The organism is Caballeronia sp. A2-2, from assembly GCF_057612605.2.
This window is the reverse complement of record NZ_CM172587.1, coordinates 3,135,252-3,150,732: the sequence shown is the minus strand read 5'-3', so window position 1 is coordinate 3,150,732 and position 15,481 is coordinate 3,135,252. Positions and strand designations below refer to the sequence as shown.

Annotated in this window: 12 protein-coding genes; 8 read left to right on the top strand and 4 right to left on the bottom strand. The window is 60.6% G+C overall.

What is annotated here, in order from left to right:
- The first annotated feature begins 5 nt into the window (after window positions 1–5).
- The 3 genes from ACZCWR_RS14930 to ACZCWR_RS14920 all read left to right on the top strand — a co-directional run bounded on the left by ACZCWR_RS14930 (window position 6) and on the right by ACZCWR_RS14920 (window position 3,668).
- On the top strand, window positions 6–962 hold the full coding sequence (locus ACZCWR_RS14930) for a GDP-L-fucose synthase family protein (RefSeq protein ID WP_487301500.1): 957 nt from the start codon (window positions 6–8) through the stop codon (window positions 960–962).
- A gap of 59 nt (window positions 963–1,021) precedes the next feature.
- Window positions 1,022–2,170 carry a glycosyltransferase family 4 protein gene (locus tag ACZCWR_RS14925; RefSeq protein ID WP_487301499.1) on the top strand — a complete coding sequence of 383 codons (1,149 nt, stop codon included), beginning with the start codon at window positions 1,022–1,024 and terminating at the stop codon, window positions 2,168–2,170.
- A gap of 145 nt (window positions 2,171–2,315) precedes the next feature.
- Window positions 2,316–3,668 (top strand): WcaI family glycosyltransferase, encoded by a 1,353-nt coding sequence (locus ACZCWR_RS14920; RefSeq protein WP_487301498.1) that lies wholly within the window; start codon window positions 2,316–2,318, stop codon window positions 3,666–3,668.
- An 898-nt stretch (window positions 3,669–4,566) separates the two neighbouring features.
- On the opposite strand, the gene ACZCWR_RS14915 is transcribed toward ACZCWR_RS14920, so the two are convergent.
- Together ACZCWR_RS14915 and ACZCWR_RS14910 are read right to left on the bottom strand one after the other, a co-directional pair.
- The gene (locus tag ACZCWR_RS14915; RefSeq protein WP_487300626.1) at window positions 4,567–5,697 is read right to left on the bottom strand and encodes an IS481 family transposase; all 1,131 of its coding nucleotides are present in this window, start codon (window positions 5,695–5,697) and stop codon (window positions 4,567–4,569) included.
- A 175-nt stretch (window positions 5,698–5,872) separates the two neighbouring features.
- The gene (locus ACZCWR_RS14910) at window positions 5,873–6,322 is read right to left on the bottom strand and encodes a hypothetical protein (RefSeq protein WP_487301497.1); all 450 of its coding nucleotides are present in this window, start codon (window positions 6,320–6,322) and stop codon (window positions 5,873–5,875) included.
- A 73-nt stretch (window positions 6,323–6,395) separates the two neighbouring features.
- On the opposite strand from ACZCWR_RS14910, the gene ACZCWR_RS14905 reads away from it, so the two are divergent.
- The 4 genes from ACZCWR_RS14905 to ACZCWR_RS14890 all read left to right on the top strand — a co-directional run bounded on the left by ACZCWR_RS14905 (window position 6,396) and on the right by ACZCWR_RS14890 (window position 10,202).
- The gene (locus ACZCWR_RS14905) at window positions 6,396–6,584 is read left to right on the top strand and encodes a hypothetical protein (RefSeq protein ID WP_487301496.1); all 189 of its coding nucleotides are present in this window, start codon (window positions 6,396–6,398) and stop codon (window positions 6,582–6,584) included.
- Window positions 6,585–6,810: 226 nt separating this feature from the next.
- Window positions 6,811–7,434 carry a DapH/DapD/GlmU-related protein gene (locus ACZCWR_RS14900; RefSeq protein ID WP_487301495.1) on the top strand — a complete coding sequence of 208 codons (624 nt, stop codon included), beginning with the start codon at window positions 6,811–6,813 and terminating at the stop codon, window positions 7,432–7,434.
- 442 nt (window positions 7,435–7,876) lie between these two features.
- On the top strand, window positions 7,877–9,607 hold the full coding sequence (locus ACZCWR_RS14895) for an FAD-dependent oxidoreductase (RefSeq protein ID WP_487301494.1): 1,731 nt from the start codon (window positions 7,877–7,879) through the stop codon (window positions 9,605–9,607).
- Window positions 9,608–9,737: 130 nt separating this feature from the next.
- Window positions 9,738–10,202: a hypothetical protein gene (locus ACZCWR_RS14890; RefSeq protein ID WP_487301493.1), complete on the top strand. Its 465-nt coding sequence runs from the start codon at window positions 9,738–9,740 to the stop codon at window positions 10,200–10,202.
- Window positions 10,203–11,139: 937 nt separating this feature from the next.
- Here ACZCWR_RS14890 and ACZCWR_RS14885 read toward each other — a convergent pair.
- On the bottom strand, window positions 11,140–12,336 hold the full coding sequence (locus ACZCWR_RS14885; RefSeq protein ID WP_487301492.1) for a glycosyltransferase: 1,197 nt from the start codon (window positions 12,334–12,336) through the stop codon (window positions 11,140–11,142).
- Window positions 12,337–12,362: 26 nt separating this feature from the next.
- The gene (locus ACZCWR_RS14880) at window positions 12,363–13,844 is read right to left on the bottom strand and encodes a hypothetical protein (protein ID WP_487301491.1); all 1,482 of its coding nucleotides are present in this window, start codon (window positions 13,842–13,844) and stop codon (window positions 12,363–12,365) included.
- Between the two features lie 485 nt (window positions 13,845–14,329).
- On the opposite strand from ACZCWR_RS14880, the gene ACZCWR_RS14875 reads away from it, so the two are divergent.
- Window positions 14,330–15,481 carry an acyltransferase family protein gene (locus ACZCWR_RS14875; RefSeq protein WP_487301490.1) on the top strand — a complete coding sequence of 384 codons (1,152 nt, stop codon included), beginning with the start codon at window positions 14,330–14,332 and terminating at the stop codon, window positions 15,479–15,481.

Here is a 15,481-nt window from a genome sequence, read left to right as displayed (position 1 = left end):
GCGTCATGGACAAGAACGCACGCATCTTCGTTGCGGGCCATCGCGGCATGGTGGGTTCGGCGCTCGTGCGCCAGCTCACGCGCGCGGGCTACAGCAACATCGTGACGCGCACCAAGGCGCATCTCGACCTGACCGATCAGGACGGCGTCAATTTGTTCTTCGAGGAAGAGCAGATCGACGTGGTGTTTCTCGCGGCGGCGCGGGTGGGCGGCATTCTCGCCAACTCGTCGTTTCCGGCATCGTTTCTGTACGAGAACCTGGTCATCGAAACGAACGTGATTCACGCGGCCTGCCGCTGGAACGTGAGCAAGCTCGTGTTCTTCGGTTCGTCGTGCATCTATCCGAAGGCTTGTCCGCAGCCGATCAAGGAAGAGTATCTCCTGACTTCGCCGCTGGAGCCGACCAACGAGGCCTACGCGATCGCCAAGATCGCCGGTCTCAAGATGTGCGAGGCCTACAACAAGCAGTACGGCACGCGTTTCGTCTCGGTCATGCCGACGAACCTGTACGGTCCGAACGACAACTATGACCTGAAGACCAGCCACGTGTTGCCCGCGCTGATCCGCAAGGCGCACGAGGCCAAGCTGAACGGTCACGCGAGCCTGCCGGTGTGGGGTTCGGGCACGCCGAAGCGCGAGTTTTTGCATGTGGACGACCTCGCCGCGGCATCGACGTTCCTGATGGAAAGCGAGATCAGCGAAGGCGTGTTCAACGTCGGCGTGGGCGACGATCTGACCATTCGCGAACTCGCGGAAATGGTGTGCCGCGTGGTGGGTTTCGAGGGCGAGATCGAGTTCGATGCGAGCAAGCCGGACGGCACGCCGCGCAAGCTGTTGGATGTGTCGAAACTGGAAGGGCTGGGATGGAAGGCATCGATCGCGCTGGAAGACGGAATCCGCGCGACCTACGCCGAGTTTCTCGACCGTTACGACTCGATGCAGCAATCCGCCGTTGCCGTCTGACTCAAGAACAAACGAAGCGAGGCAGAGGCCCGCAGATCTCATCGAGGGACACGATAAAAATGAATGCTTCAGTGACCATTTTTCATAACGTCGTGTGGTCGCGGCACAAGGGAGAAGTGCTTTCAGCGCTTCACAATATCGCGGGCACTGGCTCGATTCGCTATTCGATGGTGCAGATTGCGGATACCGAGCACGATCGCATCGGGTTTTCGGAGGTCGATTATTCGTTCCACCGTTATCCGATGAAGAAGCTTTACGAGGGCTGCTACGAAGACGTACCGACCTGGCGCATGACCATGCGTCTGACGTGGGAAGTGCTCAAGACGAAGGCCGATCTCGTGGTGTTGCCGGGGTATCACCGTCCGGAGTACTGGGCGATGATGGCCGCGTGCGTCATCACCGGCAAGCGTCGCGCCGTGTTCTGCGATTCGACCGCTCGTGACAATCCGCGCCGCATGCTGACGTCGATTCCCAAGCGCGTGTTTTTCTCGCTGTGCGATGGCTACTTCGCGTTCGGCCAACGCAGCCGCGAGTATCTGATGTCGCTGGGCGCCAAGCAGGACAAGATCTTCGTGCCGTGTCAGGCCGCGGCGCTGCCGCGCGCGTTCTCACCGGAAACGGTGGTGCAGGACCGTGTCGATCATCGTGGCGATGTGGGCAACAAGCCGGTGTTCGTGTTCGTCGGACGACTTTCGGCGGAAAAGGGAATCAACACCCTCGTCGATGCGTTCAAGCAATTGAAGACCAGCACGCCCGATGCGGAACTGCGACTCGTCGGCACCGGCCCGCTCAGCGATCAGTTGAAGCAGCAGGTGACGGAATCCGGCTTGCAGGACAGCGTGAAGTTCCTGGGCAGTCTTCAGGATGCGCCGCTCTCGCGCGAGTATTTCAGCGCGACCTGCATGGTGTTGCCGAGCACGCGTGAACCGTGGGGCCTCGTGACCAACGAAGCGTTGAACCACGGCTGCCCGGTGATCGTCAGCGAAAGCTGCGGCTGCGTGCCGGAACTGGTGGTCGAAGGCGTGACGGGGTACGCGTTCCCGGCGGGCGACGTGGCGGCGCTTCATCGCACTATGCTCAAGGCGATCGAAGCGTTCGGGGACACGGCCTCCGTGGCACGTCGTTGCACCGATGTGATCCAGCGATTCGATCCGCCGTCGGCGGCGGCCAACATCGCGCGTGGCTGTGCGCTGTTGCTGATGAACTGACGCACTGATTCCGAGGGGAGGGTGCAAAAGCGGTGAAGGACGCCGTTCGGATGCGCGGTCCTGCGCGTCTGGCGGCTTGCGCCTCATGTCGGGCGGCCGAGGGGCCGCTCAGGTCAAGCGGCGCGAATGTCGGGCGAGGGACCAAATGAGAATATTGATCTACGGGTTGAACTATGCGCCCGAGCTGACGGGAACCGGCAAGTACACGGCGGAAATGGCCGAGGCGCTCGTCGCGTGCGGACACGAGGTCCGCGTGGTGTGCGCGCCGCCTTACTATCCGGAATGGAAGGTCGGGACGGGGTACAGGAGTTGGCATCATCGGATCGAGATGCGCAATGGCGTGCGGGTGTTTCGTTCGCCGATCTGGGTTCCTAAGCATCCCAACGGCAAGAAGCGCATGTTGCATCTGGCGTCGTTCGCGCTTGCATCCGTGCCGGCGCTGGTGGCGCATGCCTTCTGGCGTCCGCATGTCGTGATGACGATCGCGCCGAGTCTGGCGAATGCGCCGGGTGCGCTGGCGCTTGCGCGTCTGACTGGCGCGCGTTCGTGGCTGCATATTCAGGATTTCGAAGTGGATGCCGCGTTCGATCTCGGCTTGCTCAAGAGCAAGCGGGCGGGCGACATGGCGTTGGCGTTCGAGAGCCGTCTGATGAAGCGTTTCGACGTGGTTTCATCGATTTCCGACAAGATGATCGAGCGCGCGGTGAGCAAGGGCGTGGCGCGCACGAATGTTTTTCATCTGCCGAACTGGGTGGATACCGGCTCGATTTTTCCGCTCGATCGCCGCAGTGAGTTTCGGCGTGAGCTCGGGATCGGGGAGCATACGGCGGTCGTGCTTTACTCCGGCAACATGGGGGCGAAGCAAGGCCTCGAAGTCGTCGCGGATGCGGCGGCTGCGTTGAAGAAGCGCGAAGACATCGTGTTCGTGTTTTGTGGCAATGGGGCGACCAAGGCTGCGTTGCAGAAGCGGTGCGCCGATTTGCCGAATACGCGGTTCATGTCGTTGCAGCCTATCGAGCGGTTGAACGAGTTGCTTAATCTTGCGGATATTCATGTGCTTCCGCAGCGGGGTGACGTGGCTGATCTGGTCATGCCTTCCAAGCTCACCGGGATGTTTGCCAGTGCGCGGGCCGTTGTTGCGATGGCGCATAAGGATACCGAGCTTTTCGATGCGGTTTCCGGGCGTGGTGAGGTAGTCGTGCCGGAGAATGTCGAGGCGCTTACTTCGGCTATCGAGAAGTTGGTTGGCGATCCTGTGTTGCGTGCCACGCATGGGGAGCTTGGGCGGCTTTATGCTCAAGAGCGCTTGTCGCCGGAGTCGGTGTTTGCTCGGCTTGAGGATCGGTTGATTGCGCTTATCGGGGCGCGGCCGCCGCATACTGCCGAGGTTCGGATCAAGGAAGCTGCTGCGGAGGCTCGGCCTGGGGATGTGGCGGATAATCCGCTGGTCAGGATGACTGAGGGGAAGATTTTGCCTCAGGTGGAGAAGGTTGATTAACGAGGTTTTTCGGGGAAGGGGCTGCTGTTGTTTGTGTCTTTATTGCAGTAGCCGCCTCCCCGGCGGGGGGGTAACTTTCTTTGCTGCTGCAAAGAAAGTCACCAAAGAAAGCAGCTTTTTACCCCATGCACGATGGCTGGAGAGGGTTGGTCTGGATTAACGGATGCAGTGGCCGCAATAGGACCTTCCACGCTTAGCAATCCGCTTAGGCAACCTAGCGATTGCGCGCTCGATTCTTTTGGTCTTAGTGGACCGCATTCATTCTTTCGGCCATGCGCTACGCGCGCCGAGAACGTTAGAACGGAACCCCGCAGCGTGCGGGCGTCCAGACTCATCAAACCTCCCCGCTATTTCGCTATTCGGCCCTACGTTCGTTAGGGCTTCGATGCAATCTATACGTCGCGTTGTGCGCAAATGTCGTGCGCTTGAATGTGCCTTTTAGTGGAGCACAGAAGGCGGTGGCTTTCGTTTGCTTGGGCGGTCTACGCGTTGCGTCGTGCTTGTGCGTTGTGTTTGCGCTCGCGCCTGAGCGTGCCACCCGAAGCCTCGACCAAGGTAGGGCCGAATAGCAATCTAGCGGGAAGGTGTGATGCGGCTGGGCGCTGATACGCTGCGGGGTTCCGTTCTTACATTCTCGGCGCGCGAAGCGCATGGCCGAAAGAATGACTGCGGACCACTAAGAGAAGATTTTTGGAGCGCGTGATCGCGAGGTTGCCTAAGCGGCCGTTAAACGTGGCAAGTCCTATTGCGGCCATTGCATCGGTTAATCCAGACCAACACTTTCCAGCCATCGTGCATGGGGGTAAAAGCTGCTTTCTTTGGTGACTTTCTTTGCAGCAGTGTATAGACCGGAGACATGGTTGACAGATGTACGAGGACATCGTTGACAGTTTTATGGTCAGGCTTTTTCGCTCCTCAGGTCAAGTGTCATGATCCGATGATGGGCAAACCAGACGTCAAATACCCCGTCTTCACCCGGCTTTGCACGAGCCGCAACCGGCAGCCCATAAAGCGCGTTGGATAGCTTGATGCGTCGTCCTTCGAAGTCCACGCGCCCACCCGATCTGACCTTCATCACCACGTCGTCCGGGCTGTACTCGATCTCCGGCAGGACGGAGGGATACGCGCGCGAGCTTGCCCGATAACGGCTCTCGGGGGTGGCCATGCCGATTGCCTCGTGCGGCCGCTCGCAGTTATAGACGATGCGCCAGCGCTCAAACACCGTCTGCACGCGCTCCAGGTTCTCATAGCATCGCCCGTTCAGGACTTCGGCCTTCAGGGTGCGGTGAAACCGTTCCTCCTTGCCATTGGTCTGCGGGTGATAGGGCCGGCTGTAGCTGATGCCGATGTCCAGCCGGATCAGCCACACCGCCAGTTCGGTGAGTTGCCCCGGACTGCTGGGCGAGCCCCACGGCGCACCATTGTCGGTGTTGATGCGCGCAGGCAAGCCATACCGTGCGAACGCCTCGCACAGCCCCGCCTGCACGGCTGCGGTGTCGGTCGGGCCACAGGCACGCAGCAGGATATTGAAGCGCGAATGGTCATCGAGCACGGTCAGCGGACTGCAGCGCTGCTTGTCCAGCGTCTCGAAGTGTCCCTTGAAATCCATCTGCCAGAGCGCGTTGGGCTGCGCGTGCTCAAAGCGCTTCCAGGGCTCGCTCCGCGCCGACTCGGCCGGCAGGATGAGTTGGTGCCGATGCAGGATCGAAGTCACGGTGCTGGGGTGCGGCACCCCTTCAAAGCCCAGATCCTGAAGGCGTCGGCTGATTTTGCGTCCGCCCCAGCACGGATGGGCCAGACGCAGTCGAACCACTTCCTGCTCGATAGCCTCAGAACTCTTCGAAGGACTGCTGGCGGGACGGCGCGAGCGATCGGCCAGCGCCTGTTCGCCCCGCTTGAGCCATTTGTAGCCGGTCTGCCGGCTGATGTTGAAGCGCTCGCACAACTCCGTCATCGTGAGGGTGTGTTGAGTGGCCAAATGAACGAATTCTTGTCGCAGGCTCATCGTGTCTTTTATGTTCCAAGTCATGGTCGGCACCGGGGTTTCAGTACCCGAAAGTGTCAACCATGTCCTCGTACGTTTGTCAGCGATGTCTCCCGTCTATACACAGCAGCAAAGAAAGTTACCCCCCCCGCCGGGGAGGCGGCTACTGAATAAAAAGCACAAACACCAGAAGCCCCTTGCACGACAACAACGAAGCCCATTAATACGGCGACTTATAAATCTCCCTCACGCGAGCAGCGTTAGCAGGCGGCTTAAGCCCCCCAGAAGGATAAAGCGAAGCCGCCGCCCCTTGCGCCGTAAGCGCCCCCTTGCCAGCCGCATCATCGCGGCCAAGCCCACGCCGAAGCTGCGCCCCCGCCCCAGGATTCCCCACATACCCATTCTGCTGCGCCAGCAACTTATCAGTAGGCGAAACGCCATCAGCCGTCTGCGCCCCGGTCACCGCCTTGCCGCGCGCCGCCCCACGCCCATCCGTCGGCGCGCCATAAGGATCGGCATAAGTCTGCGGACTGCCCAAAAGATCCATCTCCCGCTGAGCATTCCCTCCAGCCTGACCATTGCTGATCGCCGCATCGGCGAAATTGCCTGCATAGGCGCCGCCCGAGGCAAGAAGCACACAAACAGCCGAAACCGCTGGCAAAAGTTTCATTCAGAATCTCCAGGCGAATGCGAAAAACAACACGTGCAGAGGCCTTAAGCATACGCGAACGAAATTGATGCAAATGTGCACCAAACCGCTCTTTGCGAAGAACCGCTGCATCGTTTCGGTGAGCATTGAAAGCGTGCTAAAAGCGCGTTTCAAGCGCATGAAAACAGCATATGGCCCGCCACCGCCGCGTACCGCCAAAAGCCATGCCGATGCGGCCATTCGTGCTGAAACGCACGTGACAGCAAAGCACGTTCGACCATAATCGGCCTACCGTATGCGCCAAAGCACGACGCACATGCGGCTGAACATGAGCATCTCCAGAAGGATGCCAAAGAAAACTACGGCCAGAACGAGTCATTCGATCCATTTGCGTATCAACGCACGCAGCACCGGCGACGCAAGGCGAGCGGCACGAACGGCAGGCATGGGGCACGCGGCGACACACCGCGCAGCCATTCGGGCAAATGCAATGTCAAGTCGGGGAATACATGGACCAGGCGTTCGATAAGCGTGGCGTCAGCGCGTCAGCGAGAAGCGCCCGCGAAAAAAAGGCAAGCACGCAAGGCAAGGTCATCGACCTGTCGCTCGCCGGTCCGGGCAACTTCGTCGCAAAACGCGGCTTCATCATCGAGCTGGTGTGGTTCTTTCTCGAAGCCTGCATCATCAACAACAAGCTGATTCCGGTGTCGTCCGTGCGGGTCGCGCTGCTGCGCGCATTCGGCGCGCGAATCGGCCGGAACTGTCGCATGCCGCATCCGATTCGCGTGAAGGCGCCGTGGAATCTCGAAGTGGGCGACAACTGCTGGTTCGGCGTCGACGCCTGGATCTATAACCAGGCCAGGATTTCTATCGGCAACAACGTGTGCATCTCGCAAGGCGTGTTTCTCACCGCCGGCTCGCACGATGTCGCCGGCAACATGGATTTGCAGGTTGCTCCGATCGTGATCGAGGACGGCGTCTGGATCACATCCAAGTGCGTGGTGCAGATGGGCGTCACCATCGGACGCTCGGCGGTGGTCACGCCGCTGTCCGTGGTGCATCGTTCGCTCGAAGCGGAAGGCGTGTACGGCGGCAATCCGGTGCGCTTCATCCGGAAACGCTTTCCGGACTGACAGGCTTGATGCCGCACGACGCGCGCAGGTTTTGCGCTTCTGTGCGGCATGCGTCAAAGAACATTCGAATTGATGCCGCAATGCATCACGCAACGTTCGCCATGACGCATACAGACGACGCGCCCGGCGTGATCCTGCAATCTCGTTGGAAACGGGACAGCGCAGGCGGGATGTTCGAGTCCCACGCCGGTTTTCCCGGACCGAATCTGCAAGGAGGCGGTAGAGCTGAACCGGCATGCTGGAACGAGGGGAAGTTTATCCAGTAAGCCGTCGAGACCGATCGTATTGGCCGTGAGCGGGGCGCGCGGGGGCGGTAAGGCGCGCAACGTTCGAGATGCGGCGAATGCGGCGTTTGGACATTGGGTCAGAAACGCGGTGGGCCAGAGAGCCACGAGGCATGCTCAGGCACCGCTCAAGCACGGAATAAGAAGGAGCACGGGGCATGTTCATTGACAGCCGAAGCGTGGAAGAAAACGCAGTCATCGATACCACGGTCTGCATCATCGGGGCGGGCGTTGCCGGCATCACGATGGCGCTCGAACTGGAAAAGCAGGGCATCGACGCGATCCTGCTGGAAAGCGGCGGGTACAAAGCCGACGACGAAACGCGCGATCTGTATCGCGGCGAAAACGTCGGCGTGCCATACGAATTCGCCGATGGCTGCCGCAGCCGTTTTCTCGGCGGCAGCAGCAATTGCTGGGGCGGATGGTGCCGTCCGCTCGATCCGTGGGATTTCGAAAAGCGCGACTGGGTAGCCGACAGCGGCTGGCCGTTCGGCCTCGAAGAACTGCGGCCGTACTATGCGCGCACGCATCAACTGCTTGCGCTCGGCGAGAACAACTTCGAGCCCTCGTACTGGGAAGCGGCGATCAACCGTCCCGACGTGCGGCGTCATCCGTATCCGACCGGCCGCGTGCGCGACACGATCTCGCAATTCAGCCCGCCGATGCGCTTCGGCAAGGCGTATCGCAAGCACTTGCTGGATGCGAAGAACGTGCGCGTGTTTCTGTTCGCGAATGCGCTGAACATCGACACGACGGCGGATGCTGCCACGGTCACCAAGATCGATATCGGCACGCTGTCGGGCCGGCGCTTCGCGGTGCGCGCGAAACAGTTCGTGCTGGCGACGGGCGGCATCGAAAACGTGCGGCTGTTGCTGTCGTCGAACAAGGTGCAGAAGGCGGGTCTCGGTAACGGCAACGATCTGGTGGGCCGCTACTTCATGGACCATCCGCGCATCATGTCGGCGAAGGTGAACTTCAAGAAGGAATGGTCGCGCAACAAGCTGTACGACATCAAGTATCACTACCAGAATCGCGCGGTGTCGGCGCATGGCACGTTCATTTCGTCGCAGTTCGCGCTGACGCAATCGGTGCTGGAAAAAGAGAAGCTGCTGAACGCGCGTTCGTGGTTCTACTCGGTGTTCAAGGGCGAGAACACGGAAGGCGCGGAAGCGCTGATCCGCGCGAAACAGGCCATGCTCAAGAAGGATCAGCCGGGCTACACGATGACCGGCGATCTGCTGACCATGCTCTCGCATCCGGTCGATACCGCGTGCTTCGGTCTCGCGCGTTTGTTGCAGCCGCGTCCGCTCATCACCGAGGTCAAGATTCAGACCATCGTGGAAGCGGAGCCGAACCGCGACAGCCGCGTCACGCTCTCGTCGCAGAAGGATGCGCTGGGCCTGAACCGCGTGATCGTCGACTGGCAGGTGACGGAACTCGTCAAGCGCACGTTCGATCGCACGGTCGCGTTGATCGCCGATGAACTCAAGCGCGGCGGCGTCGCCGATGTCGAACTGGACGAGCCGCTCGAAGGCAAGCCGTGGCCCGCGCAGCTCGAAGGCACCTGGCATCACATGGGCACGACGCGCATGCACGATTCCGAGAAGGAAGGCGTGGTGGACCGCGATTGCAAGGTGCACGGCATCAGCAATCTGTTCGTGGCGGGCAGTTCGGTGTTCCCGACCGTGGGCGCGAACTTCCCGACCATCACGATCGCGGCGCTGACCTTGCGGCTCGCCTCGCATCTCGGGCGCGTCATCAAGGGTGACGATGCCACCACGACGATCGTGAGCTCATCGGGCATGCCGTACAAGGCCGAAAGCCTGCCGATGGCCGCATCGACCATGCATGTGCCGGGCGATCTCGCCTTGCAGATGGGCAAGAAATAACGGGGGTGGAGCAGGAGAGAAAGGGCGCCGCCGGTCCGGAAGACCGGCGGCGTTTTTTCATGGCGATGTGGGGTTGCGTGGAGCGGCTCGTTATAATCGCCGTCCGAACTGGTTTCAAGGTCTATCGCCCGTGAAAAAGCTTATCGCGCTCGCATTCGTTTCGCTTTCACTTGCCGCCTGCTCGTCGGCGGAGAAGGAAAAGCAGAGGGAACTCGGCTTCACGCACTCCGAGCAATCGCTTCAGGACGCCCAGCGCGATGCGACCATCGCGTGCCGCGACGCCGCGCAGTGCGACGCCATCTGGGCGCTGACGAAGACGTATATCGAGAAGAATTCGAGCGAGAAGATCGTTCGCGCGGATGCTGATGCTATCCAGACGCGCGTGCCGTACGACGGCGGCAAGCCGGTGTTTTCGGCCACGCGTATTGCGGGTGAGAACGGCGGCGGTGCGACCATCGCGTTGTTCGCGCAGTGCCGCGACATGTATGGGCCGGAGCGCGCGCGTGGGTCCGATTACGATAATTGCGCGGAGAAGATCATCGCTACGCAGAATGGTTTTGCGCCGTATTTGAGGGCGCATTTGAGTGCGCAGTGATTTTTTTCAGTCTGGGTCTTTACGGTGAGATGGCTCGTGGACGGTGCGGTTTTTACGTCATGCAAGGGGCCGCTGTTGTTTGTGCTGCTTATTCAGTAGCCGCCTCCCCGGCGGGGGGGTAACTTTCTTTGCTGCTGCAAAGAAAGTCACCAAAGAAAGCAGCTTTTACCCCCATGCACGCTGGCTGGAAAGTGTTGGTCTGGATTAAGCGATGCAGTGGCCGCAATAGGACTTTCCACGTTTAACGGCCGCTTAGGCAACCTCGCGATTACGCGCTCCAAAAATCTTCTCTTAGTGGTCCGCAGTCATTCCTTCGGCCATGCGCTTCGCGCGCCGAGAAAGTAAGAACGGAATCCCGCAGCCTATCAGCGCCCAGCCACATCACACCTTCCCGCAAGATTGCTATTCGGCCCAACCTTGGTTATCGCTCCCGTGCAAACGGCATAGGCCACGCGAGGTCAAGTCACAATTCGCGTATCGGCAGGTGGGGTGACGCTGACATTTGCATTTTAGTCGGAGCACTAACGAACGTAGGGCCGAATAGCAATCGAGCGGGGAGGTTTGAGGAGGCTGGGCACGTGCATGCTGCGGGATTCCGTTCTTACGTTCTCGGCGCGCGTAGCGCATGGCCGAAAGAATGAATGCGGTCCACTTAGCGTTGATTCTTCGAGCGCGTAATCGCGAGGTTGCCTAAGCGACTCGTTATGCGTGGCAAGTCCTATTGCGGCCACTGTATCGGTTAATCCAGACCAACCCTTTCCAGCCATCGAGCATGGGGTAAAAAGCTGCTTTCTTTGGTGACTTTCTTTGCAGCAGCAAAGAAAGTTACCCCCCCGCCGGGGAGGCGGCTACTGAATAAACAACACAAACAACAGCAGCCCCTTGCACGACAGCCAAAACAAGCACCGTCCTCAGGTCAAACGCAGCGGTAAAAACCTCAAAGCGGCATCACGGCACGCGCGAAGGTGCCTTTCTTCGCCGTATCCGACGTCTCGCGTATCACCCGCGCAAGATCCTTCGACATCGCATCCACATGAAAGCGCTTCATAAACGTCGTCAGCGCCTGCTCACGCATGAGTTCGATCGCGCGAACATCCATGCTCAACCATTCCCGCAGCGCTTCCTTCGCGCCTTCGACCGTATCCGTCGTGACGATACCCGCACCGTCTTCCTTCACCTCGCGCCAGATATTCACCTTATCGGAGATCAGCACCGGCAGACGCGAACCCAGCGCTTCCGCCACCGCGATCCCGAAGTTCTCTTGATGCGAAGGCAGCGCGAACACGTCGCTGGTGCGAAAAGCGCCCCATTTCTCGTCGCCGGTGAGCATGCCGGTCCACGTCATGCGCGGCGCGATGTTCAGCTCTTTGGCCAGCGTGCGGAGTTGCGTGGCGTATTCGCCATCGTCGGGACCGGCCATGACCAGATGCGCATTGGCATCGAGATGACAGACTTCTGCGAAGGCCTTGAGCAACAAATCGCAGCCCTTTTTCTCGTGGATGCGGCCCAGAAACAGAATCGCGCGTTTGCCGGCGAGTTGCGGAAACTTCGCGAGAAACGCATCGCGCAAAGCGGCTGAATCCGCCGGCGGCTGACGCGTGCCGAACGCGACCACTTCTTCATTCGCGCGATACATCCTGAACGATTCGCGCGCGAGCAGCTTTTCTTCCTGCGTGGTGAACAGCACGCGGCGCGCATCGCGCAAGACGCGATATTCCGCCCACGGCCAATACAAACTTTTCTTCAGATGCTTGAGCGGATACGTGCGCTTGAACCACGGATCGAGCATGCCGTGCGGAAACACGTAATAAGGCACGCTGCCGCCCGCCAGCGCCTTCCACGCGCCATAGCTCTGGTACTGCCAGAGCCCGTTGACGATCACCGCATCGAAGCGCGGAGCCTGTTCCTTGAGCCACGGCACGAGCGCGGGGCAATAGCCGTAAAACCCGCGCGATGGCCCGAGCGCGTGCAGCTTGAGCGGAAACGCGGCGACGTGCGGCGCGTCGGGTGCATCGAGCGAGACGACTTCGATGTCGTGACCCATCGCCCGCATGCTCAGGCCGCTTTGCAGCACGCCTTCGGTGGCGCCGCCCGCGCGCGGATCGACAGTGGGAAGCAGATGCAGGATCTTCATGATTTCTTATAGTCCGGAGGCGCGGATCACGCGGAAGGGGCGAGCGTGCTGGCGCCGGCTGGCGGCTCGCCTCGTCCCTGCGAATCGTGATGGCCGTGCGGCAGACCGGGCGCTTGCGCGGCATGGGCCGGCAGGCTTTCGGGCATGGGTTCGTCGAACGGACGGAAATCCGGCGGCACGCCGTAGTACGGCCTTCTGAACGAACGCTGCGGACCGGATTCGGCGGCACGCGTGCGCAACGCATGCGCGATGCGAGCATAGGCCGCCACCAGAAGCCCCAACGCCAGGCCGTAAATGATCCCCGAGAAGCGATTGCCCAGCGGATTGCCGCCGATGGACGTCGCCGGCAGCGATGCCACGATCAACAGCGAACGCCCCAGCACCGGCAGATACTTCACATCCGGCGCGCGATGCTTCCACGCGCGATACGCCATCGAACCGCGCCACAAGGCCCACAAGACCGCCAGCGGCAACGCAAGACCGAACAGCAGCCCGCCCGCGAAGAACTGATAGACCCAGAAGTTGTGACCCGCGGCCCATTCGTTGATCGCGTAGAAATCCTTCTTGCTGAACTGGCCCGCGAGGTCCGGCAGATAGTAGGGCGAGTAGTGATAGTTGTGACCGTAGCCCTGACCGACCGCGATGGACAGCGTCGAGGACATCGTCTGATCGTACTGATCCTTCATTTCGGCCAGACGCGTGATGGTGGTCGGATCGCGGCCGGACTCCGTATCCTTCGCGAACGAGAAGCGCTGTTCCCAGTGCTCCGCGACGCCGGGGAAGAACGCGGCGGATGCGGCGACCATCGCGCCAAGCAATGCGGCGATAGCGAGCGCACGCAAACCGGCGGCGAACAGATGGCGCAGCGACGGTGCGGCGAGCCAAGTTGCATACGCGAACAGCAGCAACGAGCCGACAAGCAGACTGCGCGTGACGGACAGCAGCTCGATCACGACCGTCGCGAGAAACAGCAGCACCGTGAACTTGGTGATGCGCCGCGCAATCACGAACTCATGCAGCAACAACGCCTGCAAGGACAAAAACTGCACGGACACGATGCGGAACCGCACGTCCGCCAGACCGCCCGTCGACGTCGCCATGCCGAAGAAAAAGCTGAAGATGAGCGAGGCGATCATCGACCAGTACATGGCGCGTTCGATCTGCTCCAGGCGGTTCGGCTCCCACGGCCGGCAGCCGACGAAGAAGCCGATCAGCATCAGCAGGAACGGCAGGATCACGCGCATGTAATTGCCGGAGTCGTTGCCCTGCAGCACTTGCGTGGCGACACTGCCGAGCAGCGTCAGCACGATCATGAACGTGATGGTCGTGCGCAGCCGCGAGCGTTGCGCGAAGCGTGGCCCGATCAGCAGCAGCGCGCACGCCGCGCCGATGGATGGCACGGTGAGCAGAATCTGAATGGCCTTGCTGGCTGTTTCCGCGCCCTTGAAGTCGAACGCGAGCGGAAGGATGAAAAGCCAGATCCAGATGACGGCGAACTTGTTGCGCATGGCATTCTCTTTAGATCGCAAAGCTCATTCGATTTATCTTCGCGGCAAGTGCCGCTGTATCCCTGGGCTTTCGCTTTTGTCCCGCGCCGTGAAGCCAATGGCGCAAGGCGGCGGCTCAGGGAACCCCGTATTTGTGGGTCGAATATATCAGCGGCGATTTGGGCGCGCCTTCGCGACGGCGTTTCGAGACTAGCGTTCGGCGCGAAACGACGGATGCCCATGTGCGGCGCACCACGCTCGGTGGAAACGCCAACTCGAAGTGTTGCGCAGCGCGCATCCGTGTGCCGGCGATGTCGGGTAAAAACGTGATTCTGGCGGATCGCGCCGGGATTCAGGACCGAAGATTGAAGGGCCGCGAAGTCTCTAAAAGTACGAGGATGCGTTTCGCGGAGCCACACCGGGAATTTTGTCGCGATGCGCGGAGTTTCCATCGTGCCGCGAGGCATCCATCAACAACAGAGACCTTCGCAAAAAAGGGGGAGGCCATGGGGCTGTTCGGCGCCACACGCATACCGGGACCCAAGAGTCGATCGATCGAACTCGATTTCATCCGCGGGCTCGCCATCATCGCAGTGATGGGCTATCACTTCCACTCGTTTCCCACGGGCAGCGCGATCATTTCCGCCATCGAGTATCCGTTGAAGAGCTTCGGACACGAAGGCGTGAACCTGTTCTTCACGCTGTCGGGCTTTCTCGTCGGCGGATTGCTGCTGAAGCAGTACGCGCAGGAAGGCAGGATCGATGCCTCGCGCTTCATCGTGCGGCGGATTTTTAAAATCTGGCCTGCTTACTATGTGCTCATTCTGTTCCATGTGATCGCGGGACGGCATCCGACGAATACGTTCCTCGTGCAGAACTTGACGCACATGCAGAACTATTTCGGGTCGTCGATCGCGCAGACGTGGAGTCTCGCGGTCGAGGAACATTTCTATCTGTTCCTGCCGCTGCTGCTGATCGTGTTCGCGCGCTTTCAGACGCGGGTGAACGCCATTCTCGGCGTGCTCGGGTCGATCTGCGTGGCGGTGCTGATCGCGCGCAGCGTCGCCGTGCATAACGGCGATCTCGATGGTACGTTCTTCTACACGCAATACCGCATCGACAGTCTCTTGTTCGGCGTGATGCTCGCCGCGCTCTACTGGATGAAGCCGGGCGCGTATCGCGCGATTGCGGACCGCAAGCTTGTGCTGATCGCGATGGTGCTCGGGCTGGTGGCGTGGCTCGTGTTCGGCACGCGTAACGTGGCGCTGGATCAGAGCATCGGCTATACCATTCAAGCGATTGGCTTTTGCGCGCTGATCGTGCTGACGCTGGAGTATTCGGGCAACGTGCGCGGTTCCATGCTGTATCGGCTGATCGGATGGATTGGCGTGTATTCGTACGGCATCTACCTGTGGCATTCGCTGGCGCTCGCGCCGGGCGACATGCTCATCCGCAAAGCCACGGCGATGCATCTGCCCGCCATTCCCGCGTGGTTCGCGATCATGGCGGCGCAGTTCGCGATTGCCATCGTCGTGGGGTATGTGACGACGCGCGCGGTGGAATTCCCGTTCCTCAAGATTCGCGATGCGTTGTTCCCGGCCAAGCGCAAGCAGCGGATCGAGGAAGTGGCGTCGGGGGTGACGACGCCGCAGGCTTGA